17 protein-coding genes are annotated in these 25300 nt (G+C 53.6%); 7 read left to right on the forward strand and 10 right to left on the reverse strand.

Annotation, left to right across the window (positions count from 1 at the left end; all coding sequences use genetic code 11):
* Positions 1-76 precede the first annotated feature (76 nt).
* A complete protein-coding gene (locus R3C20_01075) occupies positions 77-1546 on the forward strand; it encodes a hypothetical protein (protein ID MEZ6039066.1) in 1470 nt (489 codons plus the stop codon).
* A 137-nt stretch (positions 1547-1683) separates the two neighbouring features.
* Here the strand turns inward: R3C20_01075 and R3C20_01080 are convergent, their stop codons facing one another.
* From R3C20_01080 to R3C20_01095, 4 genes are all read right to left on the reverse strand, one after another.
* Positions 1684-2649, reverse strand: a complete 966-nt coding sequence (locus R3C20_01080) for an alpha/beta hydrolase (protein ID MEZ6039067.1) — start codon at positions 2647-2649, stop codon at positions 1684-1686.
* 146 nt (positions 2650-2795) lie between these two features.
* Positions 2796-4484, reverse strand: a complete 1689-nt coding sequence (locus R3C20_01085) for a dihydroxy-acid dehydratase (protein MEZ6039068.1) — start codon at positions 4482-4484, stop codon at positions 2796-2798.
* Between the two features lie 183 nt (positions 4485-4667).
* Positions 4668-6239: a family 16 glycoside hydrolase gene (locus R3C20_01090; GenBank protein MEZ6039069.1), complete on the reverse strand. Its 1572-nt coding sequence runs from the start codon at positions 6237-6239 to the stop codon at positions 4668-4670.
* A 229-nt stretch (positions 6240-6468) separates the two neighbouring features.
* The gene (locus R3C20_01095) at positions 6469-6657 is read right to left on the reverse strand and encodes a hypothetical protein (GenBank protein MEZ6039070.1); all 189 of its coding nucleotides are present in this window, start codon (positions 6655-6657) and stop codon (positions 6469-6471) included.
* 650 nt (positions 6658-7307) lie between these two features.
* On the opposite strand from R3C20_01095, the gene R3C20_01100 reads away from it, so the two are divergent.
* The 4 genes from R3C20_01100 to R3C20_01115 all read left to right on the forward strand — a co-directional run bounded on the left by R3C20_01100 (position 7308) and on the right by R3C20_01115 (position 13532).
* Positions 7308-9398, forward strand: a complete 2091-nt coding sequence (locus R3C20_01100) for a M3 family metallopeptidase (GenBank protein ID MEZ6039071.1) — start codon at positions 7308-7310, stop codon at positions 9396-9398.
* Between the two features lie 89 nt (positions 9399-9487).
* Positions 9488-10894, forward strand: coding sequence for a Si-specific NAD(P)(+) transhydrogenase (gene sthA / locus R3C20_01105; GenBank protein ID MEZ6039072.1), 1407 nt, complete (start codon positions 9488-9490; stop codon positions 10892-10894).
* A 56-nt stretch (positions 10895-10950) separates the two neighbouring features.
* Positions 10951-12255, forward strand: coding sequence for a cobalamin-dependent protein (locus tag R3C20_01110; protein MEZ6039073.1), 1305 nt, complete (start codon positions 10951-10953; stop codon positions 12253-12255).
* A complete protein-coding gene (locus R3C20_01115; GenBank protein ID MEZ6039074.1) occupies positions 12252-13532 on the forward strand; it encodes a hypothetical protein in 1281 nt (426 codons plus the stop codon). The genes R3C20_01110 and R3C20_01115 overlap by 4 nt, the downstream gene beginning before the upstream one ends.
* A gap of 77 nt (positions 13533-13609) precedes the next feature.
* Here R3C20_01115 and R3C20_01120 read toward each other — a convergent pair whose 3' ends face one another.
* From R3C20_01120 to R3C20_01145, 6 genes are all read right to left on the reverse strand, one after another.
* A complete protein-coding gene (locus R3C20_01120) occupies positions 13610-14539 on the reverse strand; it encodes a radical SAM protein (GenBank protein ID MEZ6039075.1) in 930 nt (309 codons plus the stop codon).
* A complete protein-coding gene (locus tag R3C20_01125; protein ID MEZ6039076.1) occupies positions 14539-16233 on the reverse strand; it encodes an AarF/ABC1/UbiB kinase family protein in 1695 nt (564 codons plus the stop codon). The genes R3C20_01120 and R3C20_01125 overlap by 1 nt, the downstream gene beginning before the upstream one ends.
* A 2-nt stretch (positions 16234-16235) precedes the next feature.
* Positions 16236-17048, reverse strand: a complete 813-nt coding sequence (locus tag R3C20_01130) for a DUF6781 family protein (GenBank protein ID MEZ6039077.1) — start codon at positions 17046-17048, stop codon at positions 16236-16238.
* Between the two features lie 313 nt (positions 17049-17361).
* Entirely contained in the window at positions 17362-18063 is a 702-nt protein-coding gene (locus tag R3C20_01135; GenBank protein ID MEZ6039078.1) for a zinc metallopeptidase, read from the reverse strand.
* Between the two features lie 259 nt (positions 18064-18322).
* Positions 18323-19654, reverse strand: coding sequence for an asparagine synthase-related protein (locus R3C20_01140; GenBank protein ID MEZ6039079.1), 1332 nt, complete (start codon positions 19652-19654; stop codon positions 18323-18325).
* 287 nt (positions 19655-19941) lie between these two features.
* The gene (locus R3C20_01145; protein MEZ6039080.1) at positions 19942-22143 is read right to left on the reverse strand and encodes an ATP-dependent helicase; all 2202 of its coding nucleotides are present in this window, start codon (positions 22141-22143) and stop codon (positions 19942-19944) included.
* 465 nt (positions 22144-22608) lie between these two features.
* Between R3C20_01145 and R3C20_01150 the strand changes: the two genes are divergently transcribed.
* Both R3C20_01150 and glgP read left to right on the forward strand, forming a co-directional pair.
* Positions 22609-22908, forward strand: coding sequence for a hypothetical protein (locus R3C20_01150; GenBank protein ID MEZ6039081.1), 300 nt, complete (start codon positions 22609-22611; stop codon positions 22906-22908).
* Positions 22862-25015, forward strand: a complete 2154-nt coding sequence (glgP, locus tag R3C20_01155) for an alpha-glucan family phosphorylase (GenBank protein ID MEZ6039082.1) — start codon at positions 22862-22864, stop codon at positions 25013-25015. Before R3C20_01150 ends, glgP begins: the two co-directional genes overlap by 47 nt.
* Positions 25016-25300 lie beyond the last annotated feature (285 nt).

Genomic DNA, 25300 nt, shown 5'->3' on the forward strand with positions numbered 1-25300 from the left:
TGAGTTTTCGACGGATACTATGGACCCCGTTCGGGTGATCAAGCTTCCCACGCCGGCTCCTCCAAAGGCAAACAAGATGACTCAGCTTCACGAACGAATTCAGGCCGTTCTGGCTCGACAGCAGCAGGAATGGTTATGGCGATGTCTGTCTTTGGGGATGATTCTGGGTGGGTCTGTCTCGTGCGCGGTCGGATTAGCAAGACTTCTGCTTCAGGGGACTTTTGGATGGGGCTGGGTCGTTATGCCGGTGCTGCTGACCTCAGCGATTGGAGTTGTCTTTGCTCTCCTGACTCGCCGGTCAGTTCGAGACGCCGCCAAAGCAATTGATCGGGCTTGCAACCTGAAAGATCGCACCCAAACAGCGCTACAGTTTCTTCACGTTCGGTCGGACGAGCCCCTTCGACAATTGCAGGTACAGGATGCGGAAGCACACGCAGCCACCATCGTGCCGGAACAGGTGGTCCCGATACATAGTCCGGGGCTCTGGCCACTGGCCGTGTCGTTGACCGGATTTACCTTCATCCTGGCGTTCCTTTCCTCGCCTCCCATGGAATTGCATGCGTCGGAACAACCCAACGCTCTGATCGAAAAACAATCCGATCGTCTGGAGGAAGAACTTGAACAACTCAAACAGCTAAAGGAGGAAGTTGATAATCCGGAGCTTGAGCAATTGGTGAACGACCTGCAGCAGATGATTGAGCAACTCAGGGAGCCGGGGCTCGATCCTAAAGAAGCACTTGCGAAACTGTCTGAGATGGAAGCTTCGCTGCAGGAAGCGCAGCAACAGCTGGACGACCCACAGACAGCCGCCGATCTTCAACAAATAGGTGAAGCCTTGTCTCTGTCGGATGCTATGGCGACAGCTGGCGAGGCACTGTCGAAGGGAGAACTGGAAAAGGCCGCTGAACAGCTGGAGCAGCTGGAAATGCCGAAGCTCGATCGCAAAACCGAAAAGGCCGTGACCGAAAAGCTGGATAAGCTTCAGCAGTCGAGTCAGGATGGCCAGCCAAAATCAAAGACTCAGGATGCCGCAAGCCAGGTGAGTCAGGGGCTGTCACAGGGAAATCGAAGCCAGTTCCAGGATGGCATGAAGGGACTTGCCGGGGAAGCCCGTAAACGGGGGCGACGCAAGAAGCTTTCCAATCTCCTGAAGAAACAGTGTCAGTGCCTGAGTGAATGCAAGAGCGAGTGTGAAAGCGAATGTCGTAACCAGGCCGAAAGCAAAAAGAAAGGCGGAAGCAAAGCAGGCACTGCATCCAGTGGTAACGATCCCGGTGAAAAAACCGCAAAACTAAAGACCAACCCGGAAATGAACATCAAAGGCCAGGAATCCGCAAACGGTGATTCTGAGATTGAAAATGTGGCTGGTGATCCGCAGGAACAGGAAGCGGTCAGGGCGTACCGTGACAAAGCCAGCGACTACGAAGCGATGAGCGAATCGGTGCTGGAATCAGAGTCGATACCGCTTGGCCATCGTCAAACAATACGCAAATACTTTGAAATGATTCGTCCGAACGGCTCCGCTGATCCTGAAAAAGCCGATTGAGTGAAACGTGCTGTTTTCTTCCGAACGGTTATAAATCCCGATGCGACCGGGTATGACTGCGCGATGCATATCTCGGAGAAATGCCGGACGGTCGCTTAATCCGGCTGCGGCACCTCGAACCTTCCAGCCTGTCGAACTCACTCGGCGGATTCCATCAATCCTTGAATCACTTGTCTGAGTTGTTCCGTGGGAATGTCGTTATGAGTTCCACCTGGAATCTCAATCAATTCGGTGCCTTTCGGTCCGAATGATTGAAGACGACGGGCTTCCGCAATTGGGATCAGTTCATCATTCGTGCCGTGAAAAATAATCGCAAGTACGTCGACATGGCAAATACGTTCTTCGGATTGCCATCGGTCCTGGACGAAGTAACGAAAGGGGAACATGGGATATGTCTGCTGAGCGACCCGCGGGATAGAAGCGAAAGTTGAGTTCAGAATTAATGCTTTCGCAACCTGCGGTTGAACTGAGTCAGGTGTCGTTGCGGGGTGGAGTTTTGGATCCCAGAGAGAAAGTGAGACCGCTCCGCCCATTGATTCGCCAAAAATGATCAGATGGTCCCGGGCATAGCCGAGCTTCTGTTGTGCAAATTGCCAAATCAGTCCTGCGTCAGCGGCAAGATTCAATTCGGATGGAGTGCCGGAACTATCCCCGTATCCTCGATAGTCGAGCAGCAATGCATCGGCACCCATCATGGAAAAATCGCGGAGGACATCGGCACGAATACTTCGATTGCCAGCGTTTCCCGGAAAATAAATGATCAGGTAGCGATCTCGATCCTGGTGCTCTTCAGGAGACTGTCGTCGAACGTACCATCCACGCAGGTATTGTCCATCCGGCGTTTGCAGTTCGACGTCCGTACATGCCGCTTCACGGATAATCATATCGGCCGCGGAAAGCCCCTCTGATTGAGTCGGCCGGTACAACAGACGTCGCTGGAACACGACGAAGATCACCACAACTGTCAGATACGGGATCGCGAGATAAATGCAGATCGCGCGAAGCAGCTGTTGCCAGAACGGCTTTCGAACCCTTTGAATTTCAGAGTCCGGGGCAGGTTTTGTCGAGTCGTCTGGTTGAATTGATTCCTGGTGAGTTGTCATCAAATCATCCTTTGTGCGAGGTCGTTTTGTGTTGCTGACGACAACGACCCTCGGACTGCAGTGATTTGTTCAACAAGTCGCAAATCCCCGATGTTCCCGTCTTACCGCTTTCGTAGTTTGATGCCTTGTCAGGAATGAGGCTTCATTCAGGTTGATGGGTATAACGCACGCGAGACGCAGCCGTCGCTGGCTTGCGCTGTTGTTGCTGAAAAGTCTGCAAGATAGCCCCGTGCAGGTTGTCGCGCCGGACGAGAGGGAAGTTTGGCTCGTCGTGATTCCATTTCTTCGTCGCTGATGTGAACAGTGATTGTTCCCTTCAAGAGATCAAAGGAAACGATGTCGCCATCGTTGACACACGCGATCGGGCCCCCGACGGCAGCTTCCGGCGAGCAGTGCACGCCGATTGCACCGTGGGAGACTCCTGAAACTCGCGTGTCAGAAATGAAGGCCACTTTGCCATCCAGTTCTGGCACCGCCAGCGCTGCCGATGCGATCAGAACTTCAGGCATGCCACACGCCACGGGGCCCATATATCGCAGGATGATGACGCTGCCGGGCTGAATCTTCTTCTGTTCCACAGCTTTGACGATGGCTACCGGATCATCAAAGCAGACCGCTTGACCTTCGAAGACGGGATTCTTCAGGCTGGAAACTTTGAACACGATGCCCTCAGGGGCCAGGTTGCCAAAGCAAATCTGCATGTCGGCATACGGCTTGTAGCACCTTTGCACCGGGACAATCAGGTCCTGATCATCGCCCGGCGGCTGGATATTCTTCAGATTCTCGGCCATCGTCTTTCCGGTTACGGTCATGCAGGTGCCGTCAATTAAGCCGGCGTCCAGCAGATGCCGCAGCAGGACGGGAGTTCCGCCAATCTTATGCAGATCAACCATCGTTCGTGGACCGCGGGGTGCGAAACTGCACAGAACGGGCGTTTCTCTGAAGATTGTCTGCAAGTCTCTGAGTGAGAAATCGATGCCGGCCTCACGGGCCAGTCCCAGCAAATGAATCACTCCATTCGTCGATCCACCGGCGGCGGCAATTGTGACGGCCGCATTTCGGAATGCGGATTTTGTCAGGATGTCGCGAGGGCGAATGTTATGCTCCAGCAGATTGCGGACAGCCTGGCCAATCTGACGGCATTCATCCTTCTTGGCTGGATCGACAGCAGGGATCGAGCTGCTGGCTGGAAGCATCAATCCGATGGCCTCCATCGCAATTCCCCACGTGTTGAAGGAGGCTGCGATACCGCATCCACCAGGCCCCGGGCAGGCACGCCGTATGATCTGATCAGATTCTTCTGCCTTCATCGCTCCGACAGAAACCGCGGCCTGTGAGTCGTATACATCCAGAATCGTGATGTCTTTGTCTTTGTAACAACCCGGCAGAATGCTGCCGCCGCTCATGATCAAACCCGGGTAATTGGTTCGCGCAAGCGCCATTGCAAAGCCAGGGCCGTTCTTGTCGCAGTGATGCATGCCAATCATCGCATCGTAACAGTGAGCGGTGATAACACACTCGGCGCTGTTCGCAATCAGATTGCGGGACGGCAGGCTGGCATTGCCCCCTTCATGCCCCTGGCTGATATTGTCGCTGACCCCCGGCGTACCGAAAGGAAACCCTAACAGCCCGGCCTGCCGACAGCCTTCTGCAATCTCTTTCGCCAATTCATATGCGTGTACGTTACATGTATTCCCGTCCAGCAGCGGTACCCCGATTCCAACCTGAGCTCGATTGAAATCATCGTCGGACATACCCACTGCGTAGTAGAAAGCACGAATTCCTTTTTGCCAGCCGTGAGTGAGTTGCTGACTGTTCCAGTTAAGTTCAGGCATCGGAGAGACTTCGGAGTAAACGATCTGATTGGATGAAAGTTGAAAATGAACGCTCAGGATTGGATGCCGTCCCGCAGAATGTCCCTCCTGTTGCATTCTGCATTCAGGAAATGACTTTCGTTCAGAACATTGGCTGCGGGTACTTCAGAACGCTGGCACGGAGCGGATTAAGTGTTTGCTCGCCTATGGCAGTCGTCGGATTGTAATGTTTCGATACCAGGCTTCACCGGCAGGCCCGCCATGAATCTGCAGGGCAATCAAGCCTGATTGTTCAATGGTATCGTCCTGTTCCGTGTAATCGACGGTCTTCAGATGATTGATCCAGAGCTGAATGCGTTTTCCTTCGCAGCGAATTCGATACTGATTCCAGTCGGTCTTCTTCAGGACTTTCGCCAGCTCATCCGCATCAGGGCTTGCCAGGATTTTGCGACGACGAGATTCGTCGTACAGTGCCCCCCAATAATTCTGACCCAGGTCGGCCTGATAACCGATCATTTCGTGGTGATCTGGTATCCGCTTGCTCCGAATTTGCACTCCAGCGTTGGTGTTTTCTCCAACCAGCTTGAATTCAAGATTCAGTTCAAAGTCGGAATACTCGTTCGCTGTTGACAGGAAAAAGTTGTGCGGGATTTTTTCCCTCGTCTGCCCACCGACAATTGCCGAATCTTCGATTCGAAAAACTGTGAGGTCACCGTTCCATCCGTCGAATGATTTTCCATCAAACAAGGTAACTGCGGCCTCTGTTGTGAGTTCCTGCTGTTCGATCGCGCTGCAGGCATCGGGGTTGATGGAGGCTGAATCCTGAGAAGCCAGATTGACCCTTTGTCCGGGCCCTTCGATATCTGCTGTCTGCGGCGGCTCATGTTTGAGTTTGTCATTGAAGAATGACATCGTCGCCTCAAGAGTTCGAGTCAACTCATCACCACCCCAGCCATGCCCTGCCCCGACCAGCAATTCCACACGACCAGCGACGCCCGTCTCCTGCATTTTCTGAGTCATCGACCAGGCTTGCGTGTGTGGAACCAGTGGGTCCTGAGTGCCCTGGAACAGCAGCATCGGAGCATCATTGCCTGTGACCCAGGAAATTGGAGAGGCTGCTCTGTACTCTGCTGGTTTTTCAGCGGCTGATCCTCCTAAGAAATCATGAACCAGCGGTCTACTGATATCGGGCAGATCATCCGCATCCAGCCGTGTTGGTCCGAAGAATGCAACAACCGCCTGCACCTTATCCGCTTGCTCCTCCCAGCCACCGGTTCCGTGAAAACCATCCTGCTGGTCCATCACACCTAACATCATGCTCAGGTGAGCACCCGCGGAAAAACCAACGGCTCCAATTCGTTCGGGATCAATCCCGTAATCCGTTGCATGGGCTCTGAGGAATCGAATTGCACATTTGACGTCTTCGATCTGAGCTGGAAAAGTGTGTTCCGGGCAGAGGCGATATTGCAGGCTTGCTGAAACGTACCCTCTTGCTGCGAACTGCTGCACCAACTGATGAAATTGTTCTTTCTTACCGCCTCGCCACGCTCCGCCATGAATGACGACCACGCAGGGGGATAAGCCGTCAGTTGGTTTTTCGAGCGGGGTTGCCAGATCCAGTTTGAGTGGCTGGTCCCCACCCATTCCGCATGCAATGTCTTTCTGGATGTGAATCGTGCGCGCAACGGAATCGAACGGGCTTTCCCATGCAGATACCGTTTGATATGCCGCGGCCATCACAAGTACAAACATCGTTACCATTGCTCGCGATGTCATCGACAATGGAGCAGGCAAGACAGTTTGTAAGTGACCAGTAGTTCGAGCACAGCGTAGTTGGGCGGGCGTCATCGCGAAGGGCTTTCCGTTTGGACCAAAGGGTACCTGACGACAATCGTCGACGGCAACATTGGGAACGGCAGTATTCTTGCGAGAACAGGTCAGGCTGCCCAGTCACCAGGATGCCTTTGTGGACTCCTGGCACGGATCTCGAAATTGGAGAGAACTTTCAGGCCAGGGCCAGTTCCAGTTCTTCAGACACCGCATTGGAAGTTTCGGACAGCATCAACAGTTCTGTTCCGCTATCGCCATCAATTTCAACTGCAACCTGATCGCCATTCACACTCACCAGGGTGACTCGAACGTTTCCGACGCGTACTGACTGACCAGGAACAAGATCGATGTGATGGTTCAGCATGAGAACGTTGCTACCCTGAGTTAAGTGTCTGACCCGAATCGGCATCCACAATGAATTCTGATGAAGAAGATCTGGAGAGGTTTGCGGATGCGAAATACGGGATGAATCTGAAAGACCGCCGGGTGAAAACCGGAAATCCGGCGGCAACTGAGAGGAAGAAATCAGTTGCCTGAAAGCGATCATGAAAAGATTGGCTAGCGTTATACCCAGCCTCCGGCATCTCGACAATCGCGATTCACGCAACTGTCTGAAGATCCATCGACCTTTTTTCAATCTGCCAGATTCTCTTCAATCTCTCTTCCATTCTGTTCGACGATCATTACGCGTTCAAATTGGCATTTGCCTGCCAGCGCTAGCATATCAAACTCCGCAATCGTGAAAACGGAAACGAAGCAGAATCTGCAGACGAACGCCGTGATGCGGGATGTTCCTGCAAAGTGGAAGTTGACAGCCAACCTCAAGATGGCCTGCGCACATTCATTTCGCGGGAATTCAATTGATGCCTCTGGTGTAACCACCGTAATCCAACGATAACTCAGCCTGATCCTGTGAAAACGGTACAAGCTTGCACGTTTAACCCGACGCTGCCGCGATAGAGAGGCCGCGATGGATGGCAACGTTCGTCCGACAACATCTGAAAAGAAATTCTCATGAGTGCCACTGATTCTGAAAACCCACTCCTGATTGCAAAGGGTCTTCCCGCCTACGACAGAATTCGTGCCGAACACATCCAACCGGCTGTTGACGTCATGCTGAATCGTTGCAGGCAAATCCTTCAAACCATTGAAGCCAGCAGTGATTGCTCGTGGCAGTCTCTGATGGAGCCGATGGAAGAAATTGATCTGATGTTCGAATATGGCTGGTCACCGATCGGCCACTTGCTCAGCGTTGCGAATGCCGATGACTTGCGCGGTGCACATGAAGCAGCGATGCCATCGATTGTTGAATTTAGTCTGGAGGTTCGCCAGAGCGAAGCCATCTATGGTCGACTTCGTCAACTCAAAGACTCTGACAAGTGGCAATTGCTGGATCATGCTCAGCAGCGGATCATAGAGAAATCCATTCAGAGTGCTGAGCTTTCCGGGATTGCTCTGCAGGGTCAGCAGCGTGAACGCTTCAATGAAATCGAACAGGAGTTGTCACAGCTGGGAACGGATTTTTCCAATCATGTCCTGGATGCGACCAAGGCCTTTCATCTGGATCTGACGGAACCTTCAGATGTGGTCGGTCTGCCGTCCAGCTTGCGACGTTTAACTGCTGCCGCCTGGTCCCGCGCAGAGATGAATCGGGACAAACCGGCTGCAACGCCGGAGGGCGGACCGTGGCGCGTTACTCTTGATTTCCCGTGTTTTGGTCCGTTCATGGAACACTGCCAGAATCGTGATCTGCGGGAAAAAGTGTTTCGCGCATACATTTCGAGGGCCTCCACCGGAGAGACCGACAACTGTCCTCTGATCGTTCGGATTCTGGCGTTGAGAAAAGAGCAGGCGGCACTGCTTGGTTTCGCATCTTATGCGGACCTGAGCTTGTCTCGTAAGATGGCCGCCAGCGTCGATGCTGTTCAGCAGATGTTTGACCAGCTCTATGATGCATCCTACGAAGCTGCAAAAGAAGAACTTGCTGAGTTAAATCAGTTTGCGGCGGCCAGTGGTGCGGTGACTCCTCTTGCCCACTGGGATATTGCCTACTGGGCCGAACGTCTACGTGAAAAACGGTTCAGTTTTACGGACGAGGAACTACGTCCCTACTTTTCCCTTGAGCGAGTTCTGGATGGATTGTTTGGGCTTTGTCATCGCCTGTTTGGTATTACGGTGCGTCAGGCCGATGGCAAAGCGCCGGTCTGGAACTCGGATGTACGCTACTTTGAAGTTTGTGATGATTCCGGCAGTCAGATTGCCGGTTTTTACCTGGATCCCTATTCGCGTCCCGAAAATAAACGCGGCGGTGCGTGGATGAGCGATTGCGTAGCCCGCTCGATGTATCAGGGAAAGCTTCGTCTTCCGGTGGCTCATCTTGTCTGCAACGGAACGCCACCGGTGGATGATGTCCCGTCATTGATGACTTTCCGTGAAGTGGAGACTTTGTTTCACGAATTCGGTCATGGCCTGCAGCACATGCTGACAACTGTTGACTACCGTGATGCTGCGGGTATCAGTGGTGTCGAATGGGATGCCGTGGAACTGCCCAGTCAGTTCATGGAGAATTGGTGTTATCATCGGCCAACTCTGATGGGGATGGCAGTGCATTACGAAACCGGCGAAACACTGCCGGAAGATCTGTTTCAGAAGATCTGCAGCGCCAAGAACTACCGAGCTGCGTCGATGATGCTTCGGCAGTTGAGTCTGGGCATGACCGACATGGAATTGCATGCAGCTTACAAGCCGGACGGGGAAGAATCCCCATTCGATATCGAACGGCGCATAGCGGAAAGAACGAGTCTGCTGCCTCCGCTGCCTGAAAACCGCTTCCTGTGTTCCTTCCAGCACATATTTGCCGGTGGCTATTCAGCAGGATACTACAGTTACAAGTGGGCCGAAGTCCTCAGCGCGGATGCCTTTGCCGCGTTCGAAGAGGCGGGCCTCGACAATGAAACAGCTGTCAGCGAAACGGGACACCGCTTTCGCGATACGGTTTTGGCGCAAGGGGGCAGTCGACATCCGATGGATATCTTTCGTGATTTTCGAGGCCGCGAACCCAATGCCGCGGCATTGCTGCGCCACTGTGGTCTCCTGAATGAATGAAATTCGAAAGAATCCGTTTGAAATCGATCCGAGGCGTTCTGAAATCTTCTGCACGCCTCTGATACTTCAATCTCAGAATGAACTGAACAATGCAAGCCCCGATTGAGAAACACTACGACGTCGTTGTCATTGGCACAGGTCCCGGGGGCGAAGGTGCCTCAATGGAAGCGACGAAGCAGGGGAAACGCGTCGCCGCTGTCGAGCGGATGGAAAGCATTGGCGGCAACTGCACACATCTGGGCACAATTCCAAGCAAGTCACTCAGGGCTGCCATTTATCGAGTGATGGAGGTCAGTTCCAGTAGCCATTTTAAGCAGCTTGGTATCAACATTGATGTTGGCTTTCGAGACCTGAGACGAAGCGCGCAGACTGTTATCGACAAACAGGTTTCAATGCGTCAGAGTTTTTATGACCGCAACGAAGTCGATGTGATTCAGGGACAAGCCCGGTTTCTGGACGCGAATCGAATTCAGGTGGATCACGCTGATGGAAGTATCTCCGTTCTGCACGCGAAGTCATTCGTCATTGCAACGGGATCTCGCCCCTACCGGCCGGACGGTGTCGACTTCAGTCATCCGAGAGTCTTCGACAGTGACACGGTCTTAGACCTTCCAGAAACGCCGAAATCAATGACGATTTACGGGGCCGGAGTGATTGGGTGCGAGTATGCGTCCATGTTTCGGAATCTTAACGTCAAACTGAATCTTGTTAACACGCGTCAGCGAGTCCTGGAGTTTCTGGATGACGAAATCTGCGACGCTCTGGCTTACCACATGCGGGATACCGGCGTTCGGATTCGAAACAACGAAACGCTCGACCGGATCGAAGTATTCGAAGACCACGTGCTCGCTCACCTGAAGTCTGGCAAACAATTGAAGAGCGATGTCATTCTGTTTGCGAACGGCCGAGCCGGAAACACAGAAGACCTTGGGCTTCAGAACACAGGAATCGAACCCAACCACCGCGGTCAAATCAACGTGAATGAGCATTTTCAAACAAGCCAGCCGCATATCTATGCGGTCGGTGACGTGATTGGTCCGCCTTCACTCGCGAGTGCCGCTTATATTCAGGGCCGGTTTGCAGCTCGCCACCTTGGTAATGGTGATTCTGACCAGTTTCGAATTCAGGATATTCCCACAGGAATCTACACCAGTCCGGAAATCAGCTCTCTTGGCAAGACCGAACGCGAATTGACAGACGAGTGCGTGCCGTACGAAGTCGGCCATTCAATGTTCAAGAATCTGGCACGCGCACAGATTATGGGGCGACCCGTCGGAATGCTGAAGCTGCTTTTCCATCGTGATACCCTGGAGATTCTCGGGATCCACTGCTTCGGTGTGAACGCCAGCGAAATCATTCACATCGGTCAGGCAATCATGTCTCAGCCAGGAAGTGCGAATTCTCTCCTGTACTTCATCAACACGACGTTTAATTACCCAACGATGGCAGAAGCCTACCGTGTTGCTGCACTGAATGGCTACAATCGGGTTCATTAGATGCTGAATCACAGGACGTTGTTTCTCATGACATGCATGTGCTGAACGCGTTCAAAATGCCCCACGTATGTTTTGTCCCAATGTCCGGCTTCCGGATTCGTGCAGAAGAGCTTGCCGAGCTTGGTATGTCGATGCCCGGACTCGGTCCAAGGGCTTCTGCTGTTGGACAGCTGCCTGCTCTGGGTGTCCTGACACTGGCGGGCATGCTGCCACCAGACTGGTCCTGCTGTTATCAACCCATCGCGCAGATTAGCGATGAGGTGATTCAGCGAATTACAAAACACCAACCGGATGTTGTCGCTGTTTCCGCACTGACCGCGTCCGTCAATGATGCAATCCGGCTGAGCAGATCGCTGCGCAGTAATGGCTTGCAGACAGTTATTGGCGGATTGCACGCGACTGCTCTTCCTGACGAATTACAGACGGAATTTGATGCTGTCGTCGTTGGCTCCGGAGAAAGCGTCTGGACTCAGGTGTGCCGCGATGCCGAACACAAATGTTTGCAGCCGATATATCGAGCAACTGCTGCCGCGCAAACGCTTTGGCCGACTCCGCGTTTTGATTTGTTGCCCGAGCGACCTCATCGGTTCACACTGCAGACACAGAGAGGTTGCCCGCTGGCGTGCGAATTCTGCGCGGCCAGTCGGATGCTTGGTCGATTCAGTGAAAAGCCGCTGAGTCACATTGCTCGTGAATTGCAGTTGCTGAAGACCCTCCGGCCTCGCCCGCTCATCGAACTGGCTGATGACAACACATTCGCTGGCCGTCGTGATCAAAACGCATTGCTGGAAGTACTGAAAGAATCCGGGGCGAGGTGGTTTACGGAAGCCGACTGGCGCATTGGAGAACGTCCGGATCTTGTGAACCAGCTTGCAGCTGCAGGTTGCATGCAGATTCTGGTCGGAATCGAATCGTTGTGTTTTCGTTATCCGGGTATGGGGAATAAGCAGGCCGATCTGAATCGAATCCTGAAAGCAATTGACAATCTGCAGTCAGCGGGTGTTGCCGTGAATGGTTGCTTTGTGCTGGGAGCGGACGGGGAATCACAGGAATCCATCGACCGGCTGATTGCATTTATTGATGCGAGCCCGCTTGCAGAGGTTCAGCTCACACTGCAAACACCTTTTCCCGGCACGGATCTTTATCGACGATTAGACCATGCTGGTCGGCTGCTGAAGGCTCGCGACTGGTCGCACTACACTTTATTCGATGTCACATTTGAACCGGATCAAATGACAGTGGCTGAGCTGGAGTTGGCTTTTCTTCGGGCGGTGGAATCCGTTTTCCGCGCGGAGGCCGTACAACGTCGCCTCAGGCTTCGAGATGAAATCTGGCAGATTAATCTGAGGCACCGATTATGAATCTTTTGACACTGATTCGATTCCTGTGCTTTGATCGCAGGGCTGTTGATCAGATCGCCTCATGCCGCAGCGCCGTTTGGGTTGGCCTGGGCTTCGTTTTGCTGGCTCCTTTCGCCCGGGATTACGATGGTGTCGATCTGTTGAGCAAACCGATACATCTGTTGGTACCGGTGCTGGCGTCCCTGTTCACTGCGACTCTGATATTTGGTTACCTCTGCCTCTTCAGGCCATCTGGCAGACAGCCGTTAACCTACCGCCAGTTTCTCGCCTTCTTCTGGCTGACGGGACCCCTTGTCTGGTTGTATGCTTTTCCGGTAGAGCGCCTGTTATCCGCACGGGATGCGGCTGTCGCTAACCTCTGGCTACTGGCCGTTGTTTCAATCTGGCGTGTGTTGCTCATCAGCCGGGTCATCAGTCTTCGCAATGAAACATCATTCTTTGTTTCGATGATTCGCGTGTTGATGGTTGCAGACACGATTGTGCTTGTCGTTCTGCTGCTGACTCCCCTGCCAGTGTTCAACATCATGGGCGGAGTTCGGCTGAGTCCGCGAGACAAGTTGATTCTTGGTACCGCGATCAATGTTGGTGTCGGGGCGACGATTCTCTGGCCAATCCTCTTAATCAATAACATCTTTTCCAGCCGCGGATTCGCAAAAGTAAGCGATGGCAGTGACAGGCCAGGCGAGGCCCTGACCGGAGAAGTCGACGTTTCATCAGCCAGTCCGGACGAACTTCGTGCAGGAAACGCTGGCTGGACTTTATGGCTGTCGATTGTGCTTCTTGCCGGGTTCTCTGCTTATTTGCTTTCGATCGGACAGCCGCAGCAACAGCGTAGAACAATTGCGGAAGACCTGCTTCGTTCGAATCAGATCGAAGAAGGTTTGCAGTATATGTCGCAATTTGATCGGAGCGATTTTCCTCGCCACTGGAATCCACCTCCGGCTGTCAGCTGGCGTGAAATGACTCCGCATCCTGTTGAGGAAGCAGCCAGCGTCCTCAAAGGCGACTACAAGCCCTGGGTCCGGGAGGCGTGCCTGAACAATTTCATGGACTACTTTGGATTTGACGACTGGTCGCTGATTCAGTGGAGTCGACTTAACGATTCACAACTTCAGGCAGCGCTGGAAGTGATCGAACACGCGGCTGAACTGGATCCTGAATTTGTTGCCGCAAACAAACAGAAGTTGCTCCACCTCGAAGAGCACTCCTCTGATCCTCGCGCAAAAATCATCGCTGAGTTTATCCGGCGAACGGATCCAGAGAGCCCTTCAGAATAAAGCGATCCCGAAAGAAGATGCAGATGCCCTGTTCAGAATGACCTGCAGGCACGACGTCAGGATTTCGGCTTAACGAGTTACGGACAGTAACCGCAAACCACTGGTGGCCTCAATTGCTGATGCAGGTTCATTTGATGCAGGCGATGGATTCTGGCCGGCAGACATTCATGACAGCTTGCGAATCGTTCAATATCCCAGAGGTCCACGAAGACCCTGCCGCGATTCCAGGAGAGGCACTCGTTGAAGACTCTCTCGAGCGATCGCAGACTCGGGGACGCAAACAGACCTCCTTTCTCCAGCCGATCCAGAATGCCATTGCCTTTTCGCGTCGGGATGATCGCGCAGCACTGGACGCCACAGTCAAAAGCAAAACGAACCGATTCGATCGACTGTTCAATGCCCTGCTCTTCCGTCAAACCGGGCGGTCGCAGTAATACAAACGATCTCAGTCGTATCTGATCCCGCTGCAGCAATTCGCATGCGCGGGCAAAGTCGTCGGTTGTCATCTGTTTGTTCAGAGTGGCAAGCGTGGATTTGTTGGAAGTCTCCAGGCCCATCGCTACTTCAAGCTGCGTACCGCATAACTTCTGGAATTCACCGCACTGTTGGCTGCACAGTCTGGGATGATTTTCAACGATCACGGTCTGGAAGTGCGATACCTGAGCAGCAATTAAGGGATGGTCGGCCCGCGGAATCGCTTTTGCGTCGAAGAAGTTGCCACTGTTATAGAGTTTGATATGTTTGCAGGATGGCAATTGCTGCAAAGCAAATTCAATCTGCGCAGGGATAGCCCCAAGCGGTACCGTTTCGGTCGTGGTGTTCTTCCAGAGATCACACATCAGACATCGAAATGGGCATTCCCGGTTTGTCAGAAAGATCGTTGCAACGTCTTCTATCAGGCCGGTGGCAGTGCGTTCTTCTTCCGCGAGAAAGTGATACGGACGCCAGGGGGCAGGAATCGAGCGAGCACCCCGAGCAGCAATGATTTGCTCGTCGCTAAACTGCATCATTTCTTCCGTCTGAGCCAGCGAATAGGCAGTGTGACGATCAGCAGAACACCACAGACCAGTCCGGTGATTCCCAGGGTTCTCAGCCAGGAAAAGCCTTCGATGTTTCGTTCGGCAAGTATCAGCACTGACGAACTGACCAGCATTCCGGCAATGACCATTCCGACTGCGATGGTGCCACTGGCGTGCTCGATTGTATTGTCGTTGAGCCGATCGAGCCCCTGGTGTTTCAGATTTACACTGAATTCGCGCCGTCGGACCTGATCGAGCACATCGCGAAGTTCGTCCGGCAGATCCTCCAGCAGAGAAAGGTACCTGAGGGCTCCGGTCTGAATACGTTCTTTGGCTGCCTTGAAGCCATAACGTTCGCGGATCAGTTTTTCGATTTGTGGACGAACATGGGCGATCAGATCGAACCTTGGATCAATCGCCTGTCCGACGCCCTGAATTGTAGACAGCGCTTTAATCAGAAATACTAAATCCGCAGGGCACCGAATGTTGTATCGTCGAAGCAGCTCGAAGAATTCATCCAGCAGTGCGGCCATGTCCAGCGATTCGATGGTGGCCCCCTCGAAACGTGCGACAAAACTCCACGCATCCCGGCGGAACGACCGATCGAACTTGAGAGTTGAATCGGCATCAGATAACTGCATCGTTACTTCGATGACACTGTCCAGATCTGCAGCGACAACAGACATGACCAGCATTGCCAGTTGCTGCATTGTGTGTTTATCGATGCGCCCCGTCATTCCGCAGTCGATGAAGCAGATCGCGCCGTCCGGCTGAACAATAATATTGCCCGGGTGTGGGTCAGCATGAAAGAATCCATGCTCCAGACACTGACGAAAGACAGCCTCTGAGCCTTCGGAAACAATGCGACGACGTTCTTCCGGCGAGAGTGACTCCGGATCCAGATGGGACAGCAGCGTGCCTTCAATGCGTTCCAGAGTCAGCACGCGTCGAGTCGTCTGATCCCAGTAGACTTTGGGAAATCGGATCCGATCGTTGTCACCAAAGTTCCGTCGGAAGCGATCCGTCGCTCGGCCTTCGTGAATCAGATCCACTTCGCGAGCGAGTTCCTGCTGAAACTCACGCACGGTTTCTGTGGGGCTATAACCCTGCTCACTGAAGTATTTCTCGGTGAGTCGAGCCAGCTCCATCAGGATGTCCATGTCCGATTCGATCACGTCATCCACTCCTGGACGAGCGATCTTCAGGACAACCGGGGTGCCATCGGCGAGGATGGCTCCGTGTACCTGGGCGATGGAGGCGGCAGCAATTGGTTCTTCGTCGATAGACTGGAACAGAATGCCCAGACGCTCCCCGAATTCTTCCTCCAGACGTTTCTGAATGTCTTTGTAGGAAACTCGCTGACAGTTCGCCTGCAGCTTTCGAAGTTCTGAAGCAAGTTCGGGTGGAACAAGGTCTGGTCGAGTACTGAGGACTTGTCCAAGCTTGATAAACGTTGCACCAAGTTCTTCAAGCACTTCACGGATACGAACAGTGAAAGGTGTGGATGCGGCGCGATCTTCCGGCTTGGAACGGAGCAGGATCTCCTGCCCCCGTTCAATCATCCGTTCGATTCCGGTTTCGGACAGCACCTGCAGAAAACCGTGCTTGGCCAGAACGGCCAGTACTTCGGCCGCGCGTTTTGTGTTTCGAATGCGCCGCCGGATTCCAATTGGGTCGGGCACGACTATTCCGCTCGCTCTGCGTTCGTTTCTCCGGAAGCATTCTGCGCTGGTGCGTTATTTCCTGCTCGCTCCGGGTCCAGCAGATCGGCTGCTCCGGCCAGCATCCCACTCATCGCATTCAACAAGGCCCCTGCCGCTAACCGACCGCCTTTGACTGCGGTTGTCGTGGCTTCGGACGCCAACTGAACCGGAGCATCTCGAAGCGCCTCAACTGTTGAGGAGACTGTCGGCTTGACGGCGTCGACTGCGCGTTCTGCGTGTGCGCGAAGTTCGGCGGTAGCTGTTCTGGATTCGAACGTTGCTCGTTCGGCGGCGTACCGAAGGGTTTCCGTCAGCATCTCACCGGCTGTTTTCAGATTCTGCTTTGCAAAATCCAGATCCTCACCGGCAAATCTTTCTCCGCGAGCACGGGCTTCCTCGACCGCATAACCTGCAGACTGGGCCACTGTCTGGACGCCGGATGTGACTCCTTCGATGACTTTCCGCAGGACGCTTTCTGCAGAATCGGGGGCAGATCTCTGGACCACGTCTTCCGCTGTCTTCAGCATCTCAGTGACAGAGGACCTGGCGGCTTCGATGGGGCCGGATTGTTGCTGGAGCAAGTTGACGACCAGGGCCTGAACGTTTTGAGCGACGTCTTTTCCCGATTCGATGACTTCACGAATGCTGTCGGAAATCGAACCCGCTGCGCCGGTCGGATCCGGAGCTGCTGACTGACTTGCCTGCGCCTGTGTTGAGTTTGCCTGTGTTGAGTTTGCCTGTGTTGAGTTTGTCTGAGTGGAGTCTGGCTGATTTGAATGAGACGGGTCGGTCATGGGGATTCGTCCTGACTTTGCAAGCGGATGATTTTCGGCTGTCGCAACCCGCAGATCGGGACCTGGTTTCCTGAGCGACAGAAAACGAACGGCTGAAACATCATACCGAAGTCTCAGCCGTCGAAGAAACGAAATCAAATTGTGGTCTGGATCAATTGCTTTTCAGTTTTGTTTCCGGAACGGTCCGAAAAATTCATGGGCCGTGTTCGGTCAAACAGAATTCCGGCGGCGGGCTGACTCCAGTGATCAGAAGCTCCTTCCGTCATTCCTCAACAGCAACTCCTGGATGGATGCTGACGACACCGGAAGTTGTTCAGTCATCGCGTCGGCCCCCCAGCAGGCCTGCCCGCATCATGAAGTAAAGCAACGTCAGGATGCTGGATGCTGCGGCGGCGACATAGGTCAACGCAGCGGCGTTCAAAACGCGATTGACGCCGATTTGCTCATCCGCATCAAGAATACCGGCTTCCACAACTAGCCGCTTTGCTCTGGCACTCGCATCGAATTCAACCGGTAGTGTCACTATCTGGAACAGCACGACAGCACCGAACAGCAGACAGCCAATGACAGCGAGTCCCTGCATGTGCATGGCCAAACCGATAAAAATTACCCAGGGGCCGACGCTGGATCCTATTCCCATGGCCGGCACCAGCGCAGATCTGGCCCAGAGCGGGGCGTAAGAATTAGCATGCTGAATGGCATGACCGGCTTCATGGCAGGCAACGCCCACGGCGGCAACGCTTCGGCTGGCGTAGACAGACTCAGACAGCGCAAGAGTCCTGGTTGAGGGATTGTAGTGGTCGCTCAGGAATCCGTTGGTGGGGACGATCTGAACGTCGTGAATTCCCGCTCCGTCCAGCAGCGTTTTCGCAGCCTGAGCCCCGGTGAATCCGCGACGCGTACCGATCTGAGACCATTTTGCGAATGATGACTTCACCAGCATGCTGGCTAACCCGGACATTACGAGTCCCGGAATCATCACCATCAGAATATATTTCATGTCGAAGTACATCATGGCTTTGTCCCTTGTCGTTGAATTACTGCCTCAAAGGCAGTTCCGTCAGATTGTAGCAGTCGATGCAAGCCATGTGCCAAACGGCCCTGCCTGCGATGTCCAAACGCTCGTACAGCTGAATCCCTGTCCAACAGGTGCTGTCCGATGCGTGCCGTGCAACGAGTGAACGGGGAAACCGGACCAAAACAATCTTAAACGGGCGATGGGGTTGTCCCGGTGACTGAAGTTGACGTGATTGAAGTTGCCTGGGGCACGACCATTAATTCCGGAAGATCTCAGCGAAGGCTTGCCGGTACGGTTGCTCGTTGTGCGGGAACAGAGCTTCGAATGTTTCGTTCGGAACAGCACCTCGCTGGAATCTTCGTTTTTCGTAAATGGGCATCGTTTGCCCGGTAAGTTGCTCGATCCCCCGTCGAACGATTTCCCCCTTGAGCGAATAGAGTTTTTCGTGGCTCCAGTCCGTGAGCTCAATAAAGGGAATGCCTTCGCTGACTTCAATGACATTGGGGAGTGCAAACGGGCTGAAGCCGCGAAATCCCAGTGTCGACGCGGGAGCCCAGCTGCGCACGTGTCCACGACTCTGACCACCGGTGTACGTCAGTGAATGCTTGACTGCATCGACTCCCCAGCCTTCGTGATAAAGCATGAGATTGTTCAACACGCTTCGAATTGTCAGTTCGCTGTTTTCTTCGATTGGGTAATCCTTCAGGTTCTCGTCACCGCCATCGCCGTCGATCAGGTACTTCCAGTCCGGATATCGCTGGCGGATGGCTTTGCACAGGGCCAGTCCCATTGCGGCGGCCTGAACATCCAGCGGTTTGTAGTCTTCAATCACTCGAATGGCTTCACGGTAGTCAATAGCAGACTTTGGTACGTCCAGCACTTCCAGGAACAATCCAAGATCCATTTGTGTGAGAAAGTCGTGCGCTTGTCTGGCGTCTTCGCCCTGCCCTTCGACGCAAAGTGTGAAGGCCTTCAGTCGTTGAGGTGACTGACCTCGCTTGAGCAACGCGTCATACGTCGCAAGGAAAACGGCTCCGCTGTCGATACCGCCGCTGAACAGGACTCCGATCGGTTCTTGTTCGGGAATCGTATCGAGCCACTTATGGACTTCATTCTGCATGGTTCCGATATACTGACGGCCAATGTCGTTCAGATCCGTTGAAAGTCGATTGCGTTCCGGTGTAAAGAATCGGGTGTAGGTCGGATTGGGGTCCGGACATCCCAACAGAGCGATCTCGATCACGTAGTGCGCCGGAACCATGCGAGTGTAGGACGGATGGAACTGCCCATGCAGTCCTTCGGCTTCCAGCCATTCAACAATCTGATCCATACGTTCGGCGACGACCAGACAGGGGCCTGCGACCTGCTTCGCAAGAAAGTATCGCATTGGCCGACCGATCGATCGTGCCATGCGAACAATGTTTCCATTCCGATAGACCAGAGCGAACTGGCCGTCGATCTGCCGAACCTTTTCTGCGTCACCGGTTCCGACCAGTGCGACTGCGTCATCCACCGACATGTTGAAAATCGTGTTTGCTTCCGGATCCAGCAAACTGACAAATCGTTCTACGTAAGCATGATTTTGCATAAGTCTCAATTCCTGATTATTGCTGTGACCAGAGCCGACGGTGTTTCGTGCAGGCCAGATGGCGTTTTCCTGATTCGTGGAGTTTTCATGGTACAAACGGTCAACCCGAGCGGCGAATCAGCCTGATCGGCTGCCTTCAGCGACCAGTCGTCGATTTGTTTCTGCATTCATTTTGTACGCCGTTCCCTCGCGCGCTGTTGGAAGTCATTGCGTCACTTGCCAACTGGCAGGAGGTATCTGCAGAAGGTGTGCTCCACGTGCCGCTCGCCAGAAAACGCCAGAATAGCCTATCCCCAGAGCTTCGAAATTTTCCTGCGGATTTCGCTGGTGTCCCCCTGAATGCGGTTGCCACTTCCAGGATGGCGTTCCCACGGGTTTCCGAATACATCGCCGTGGCTGACACGTTCCATCGTTGCCTGAATGTCCGGAGGCAGAAACCGCGTTATCTTGCTCAGTGAATGCTGATCACTGCGACGTCGATGATGAAAGTAGTAGCGTTCGGGACGCATGACATAAAGATTGTTCTTTGCCCGCGTCATTGCGACGTAAAACAAACGTCGCTCTTCCTCGATTTCTTCTTCGCTTCCAGTCGCCATATCGGATGGAATGTTGCCATCCGCTGCGTGAATGACGAATACAGAATCCCATTCCAGTCCTTTTGCAGAATGGATCGTACTCAGGATCAGGTAGTCTTCATCCAGCCATGGGTCCGCGGGAAGTTCCTGCGTTGATGTTGGCGGATCCAGCGCCATTTCAGAGAGAAATTCATTGCGGGTCTGGTAGCGCGTTGCCATGACCTCCAGTTGTTCAAGATCGTTGCTGCGAGCCTTTACGTTATCGTAACGGCTCTCCAGCAGTGGTGTGTAGAACATCCGAATGGCATTAATATCCGATGCAACACCGCCTTCGTCGTCTCGTCCTCGCTGTTCAAGGGTTTTCAGCATCCTGACAAATTGCGGCCAGGATTCCCGTGTTGCTTTGGGAGGTGTCCAGGATAACCATGCTTCGAAGTGCCCACCGGCCTCACGGAGCGATTCCATAAGTGATTCGGCTTTGCTGTTGCCTATTCCTGGTAACAGCATCAGCACACGGAACCCCGCGACGCCATCCATCGGGTTTTCGATCAGTCTCAGAAACGACATCAAATCTTTGACATGGGCTGTTTCCAGAAACCGGAGCCCGCCGTACTTCTGAAACGGGATGTTGCGCCGTCCCAGCTCTGCTTCCAGAGCCATGCTGTGATGGGATGCTCGAAACAGCACGGCTTGCTGTTTGAGTGGTACGCCGTGTTCGCGTCGCTCGAGAATGCGGTCGATCGCATATTCGTTCTGTGTATCCTCGTCACTGCAGGTGACTAGGACAGGCTTTGCGCCCGGGCCGCGATCAGACCAGAGATTCTTGTGATGTCGTTCGGTCGCCTCCGCGATAACTTTATTTGTGACATCCAGAATGCATTGCGTGCTGCGGTAGTTCTGTTCCAGTGGAATCACTTCGGTGCCGGGAAACTCTTTGGGCAGGTCCAGAATGTTCCGGACTGTTGCTGCACGGAAGGAGTAGATTGATTGTGCATCATCACCAACTGCTGTCAGGCCTTTCCCTTCGGGACACATGTTCTTCAGGATCTGTGCCTGTAGGGTGTTTGTATCCTGATACTCGTCCACAAGAATTCGCTGGAACTGCTGTTGCAGAATCGCACTGCCGTCCGGATGCTCTGCGAGCGCATTCCAGAACAGCAGCAGATCGTCAAAATCAAGGACTCGCTGCTGCTCTTTGATATTCACATAGAGATTGAAAAGTTCTCCCAGCTTGTCCTGATGTTCCATGACCCATGGGAAATATTTTTTCAGAATGACCTCGAGGGGTTTCTGGGTATTCACGCAACGGCTGTAGATATCCATACATGTGCCTTTCAGCGGAAACCGGTTACCCGATTTGGGTAGATTCAGTTTCGACCGAACGACATTCAGCAGGTCTTCGGCGTCACCGCGATCCAGGATTGTAAAGTCCGGATACAGACCGATGATCTGGCCATGTCGCCGCAATAACGTGGTGGCGACAGAATGGAATGTTCCGCCACGGATCCGTCGAATACGCGACCGTTGAGTGATACCGGGATCCCCGAGTTCTGCGGCATCGAGTCCCATCAGGATGGCTTCCACACGTCGCATCATTTCCGCAGCCGCGCGACGGGTGAATGTCAGCAGTACAATTTGCCCCGGGTCAATGCCGGAAACGATCTGCCAGGCAACCCGGTTCGCCAGCGTTGTTGTCTTGCCCGTACCGGCTCCGGCAATGATCAGAAGCGGGGATTCACCATGCAGGACGGCGGCGCGTTGCTGAATGTTCAGCCCTCGAAGAAACTCGGGGACATCGGAATCAATCTCCGGGGAGGTGGCTGGCGGCATGAGCATCCATTCCTGAAGTTCCGCCAGAGCGAGAACGAGTTGGCCTGGTGGTGTGAGATGAAAACAATCGTGAGAATACGTCAATTCTCACCTCACTGCCATCCGGAGAGGCAATTGAGGTCTTCCTGTGGGGGAGACAGAAATTCCGACCGGATCGATTGTTCGCGACCAGCAGATATTCTCGGGAATTTGAAAATCGTGATTTCCCACGAAACCCGACCGTTGTTACCTTACGCACCCGATTCCAGCAGTTCTGGCTGCGGAATCATGCGATGTCCGGTCGATTCTGGTCTGCAAAGGCCGGTTTGAAATAAGAAGCTTGCGGTGGACCTGTCCCGCAAGAAGTCAAAGATTAACAGCGTTTTTGTGGGAGTAGTGAAAATGGCGAAGACAAATCGGAAGTTGAACAAAGCAAATCATGGTGCGCGACCAGCCAGCTCCAAGGCTCGCAAACAAAAGCGAGCCCACGTGAAGTTGTCCCGCTAGTCAGGTCTTCTCTCGTTCATCGAGAACACTTGATGGCTGCAGTGAATTTCAAACGCCCGTCAGTTGACGGGCGTTTTTGCATTCCGGGGGGGCTGGAAAACGATTCCGATCCGGTTTTCCGGTCAACTCGACGCAGCGAGGCTTCCGACTATACTCCTGCTCGCATCGGATGCGGAAGCTGTGGGAGAACTCAACCAGAGTCATATCCAGCTAATTCCGGTGAATACAGAGAAGCTGACAGTGACGACAAGTGACGATACAAGACTCCTGACGGCATCGTCCATCGGGAAATCACTGGTGGAAGAAAGTGAAGTTCATGGTCGAGAAGCCAACGCAGTTATCGATTCATCAAAAGCTGGTTAAGCTGGCATCCAATCTTTGGTGGAGCTGGGATCCGGAAGTCACTGAACTCTTCCGTTTGATCGATCGGGAATTATTTGATCGCTGCAATCATAATCCGGTGTTGTTACTGCAGGAGTACACTCCGGAGAAACTGGAAGAGAGAGCCCGCGAAGGTGTACTGCATTCCCGCATTCACTGGGCGTACCGTCGATTTCGTGAATATGTGGAATCGAACACAACCTGGGGTTCGACACATGCCAATATTCTCGGTCAGGGGCCCGTGGCATACTTCTCTGCGGAATTCGGTCTTCATGAATCGCTGCCAATTTATTCGGGCGGTTTGGGTGTCCTTGCCGGAGATCATCTGAAAAGTGCTTCGGATCTGGGGTTGCCGCTGGTCGGTGTGGGATTGTTTTACAGCGAAGGATATTTTGCGCAGGCAATCAATAAGGAGGGATGGCAGCAGGAAGCCTATCCTCCTCTCTCTGCGACGTCTTTGCCTCTGACCGTACAGCGCGACGCTCGCGGCCCGATTGTCGTTTCTGTCGAAACACGGACGGGGCCCATCTACGCCCATATTCTGCACCTCGCAGTCGGAAGAATTGATCTCTATCTGCTGGATACCAACATCGCGCAGAACACACAGGAGAACCGCGAGTTGACCAGCCGCCTTTATGGTGGCGATCATCGAACGCGTATTCGTCAGGAATTACTTCTGGGCGTTGGCGGTGTTCGGGCATTAAAAGCTATCGGTATACTTCCGAACGTGATCCATATGAACGAGGGGCATTCTGCCTTTGCACCATTGGAGGTCATTCGTCAGCGCATGCAGGACGATGGATTACCGTTCGAACGTGCAATGCGAGAGACCGCCTCGCGTTGTGTCTTCACAACACACACGCCGGTTCCTGCCGGGCATGACCGCTTTGATGAAGGCCTCATCGACGAACACCTTGGTCCGATTTCCGATGCGCTGGGGCTTGGTACCTACGGGATCATGGGGCTCGGACGTGTCGATCCCCAGAACTCCAGCGAAACATTCTGCATGACGGTGCTGGCTCTGAAGATGTGTCGCATTGCAAACGGTGTCTCAAATCTGCACGGCGTAGTGAGCCGGGAAATGTGGGCTGCCCTCTGGCCGTGGCGAAGTGTCGAGGAAGTTCCGATTGGGCACATCACGAATGGCGTCCACGTGCCAACGTGGCTGGCAGCGCAGATGCGGGTCCTTTATGACCGGGTTCTGCCAGTCGACTGGTACAAGAGGACAGGTGAGCCGGATGTGTGGAGAAGTTTTGAGTCAATTACGCCAGGCGAACTCTGGGAGGTTCACTCTGCGCTGAAAAACCGTTTGATCAACTACGCTCGACGAGAGGCTGTGGAGCAGGCCAAACGCCGTGGTGAAAGCCCGTCTGTTGTTCTGGATATGGAGTCCCTTTTTGATCCTCGCGCTTTGACGATCGGATTTGCGCGCCGATTTGCTCCCTACAAGCGGGCCGATTTGATTTTGAAGGACCTCGATTTTCTCGCGAACCTGATCGAAGACGTCGACCGCCCGGTGCAGTTCATTTTTGCCGGCAAAGCACATCCGGCGGATGAGCATGGAAAGCAAATCCTGCAGCAAATCTTCAAGCTCACTCGGGAAGCTCCTTTCCGCGGCCGGGTGCTGATTCTGGAAAATTACAATATCGACATGGGGCGACAACTGGTGCAGGGGGTCGATGTATGGCTGAATAATCCCCGGCGGCCACTGGAAGCTTCCGGAACCAGCGGACAAAAAGTTGTCCTGAATGGCGGGCTGAACTGTTCTGTTCTGGATGGGTGGTGGGCGGAAGCTTATGACGGACAAAACGGCTTTGCCATCGGTACCGGGCGCACACACAGCAATCAGGAGATTCAGGATGCTCGCGACGGCCAGGACCTGTATCGTGTGCTGACGGAAGAGGTGATTCCGCTGTATTTCGAACGCGATCGCGACGACCTTCCATTGGCGTGGATCACCCGAATGAAGCGAGCTATTCGAACTTTGGGGTGGCGTTTCAACGCAGATCGTATGGTCATGGACTATGCGGAACATTCCTACGTACCAGCGGCCGGCGGTCTGAGCGCCTCCATCGTGTCCATGCCCTGACAACCCTCCCATTCTGGAAGATAGGGAAAATAAGGCAGCAGATTTCGCCGATTGACAGATTGTGGTGCTGCTTCTAATGTTAAGCGGTCAGCTTCGACGATTTCCCGAAGAAGGCTGGCGGTCTGCGTAGATTAGCTTAATCGGGGATTTGCGGGTTACTGCGATGACCCGTGATAGGTTACAGGCAGTTCCGCTCAGGAGGCTACTGTCGAAGATCACTGCATCTGTTGGGGAACAGGTGCAATTCAAGATCTGGCATCGATGGGACGGAAGTCCACGCACTTC

The organism is Planctomycetaceae bacterium (assembly GCA_041398825.1).
In the GTDB taxonomy this organism is placed as follows: domain Bacteria; phylum Planctomycetota; class Planctomycetia; order Planctomycetales; family Planctomycetaceae; genus F1-80-MAGs062.

Excerpts from the sequence above, each read along its gene's own strand:
- R3C20_01075 (MEZ6039066.1), top strand. The coding sequence starts at position 77 with ATGACTCAGCTTCACGAACGAATTCAGGCCGTTCTGGCTCGACAGCAG.
- R3C20_01080 (MEZ6039067.1), bottom strand. The coding sequence starts at position 2,649 with ATGACAACTCACCAGGAATCAATTCAACCAGACGACTCGACAAAACCT.
- R3C20_01085 (MEZ6039068.1), bottom strand. The coding sequence starts at position 4,484 with ATGCCTGAACTTAACTGGAACAGTCAGCAACTCACTCACGGCTGGCAA.
- R3C20_01090 (MEZ6039069.1), bottom strand. The coding sequence starts at position 6,239 with ATGACATCGCGAGCAATGGTAACGATGTTTGTACTTGTGATGGCCGCG.
- R3C20_01095 (MEZ6039070.1), bottom strand. The coding sequence starts at position 6,657 with ATGCTGAACCATCACATCGATCTTGTTCCTGGTCAGTCAGTACGCGTC.
- R3C20_01100 (MEZ6039071.1), top strand. The coding sequence starts at position 7,308 with ATGAGTGCCACTGATTCTGAAAACCCACTCCTGATTGCAAAGGGTCTT.
- sthA (MEZ6039072.1), top strand. The coding sequence starts at position 9,488 with ATGCAAGCCCCGATTGAGAAACACTACGACGTCGTTGTCATTGGCACA.
- R3C20_01110 (MEZ6039073.1), top strand. The coding sequence starts at position 10,951 with ATGCCCCACGTATGTTTTGTCCCAATGTCCGGCTTCCGGATTCGTGCA.
- R3C20_01115 (MEZ6039074.1), top strand. The coding sequence starts at position 12,252 with ATGAATCTTTTGACACTGATTCGATTCCTGTGCTTTGATCGCAGGGCT.
- R3C20_01120 (MEZ6039075.1), bottom strand. The coding sequence starts at position 14,539 with ATGCAGTTTAGCGACGAGCAAATCATTGCTGCTCGGGGTGCTCGCTCG.
- R3C20_01130 (MEZ6039077.1), bottom strand. The coding sequence starts at position 17,048 with ATGACCGACCCGTCTCATTCAAATCAGCCAGACTCCACTCAGACAAAC.
- R3C20_01135 (MEZ6039078.1), bottom strand. The coding sequence starts at position 18,063 with ATGATGTACTTCGACATGAAATATATTCTGATGGTGATGATTCCGGGA.
- R3C20_01140 (MEZ6039079.1), bottom strand. The coding sequence starts at position 19,654 with ATGCAAAATCATGCTTACGTAGAACGATTTGTCAGTTTGCTGGATCCG.
- glgP (MEZ6039082.1), top strand. The coding sequence starts at position 22,862 with ATGGTCGAGAAGCCAACGCAGTTATCGATTCATCAAAAGCTGGTTAAG.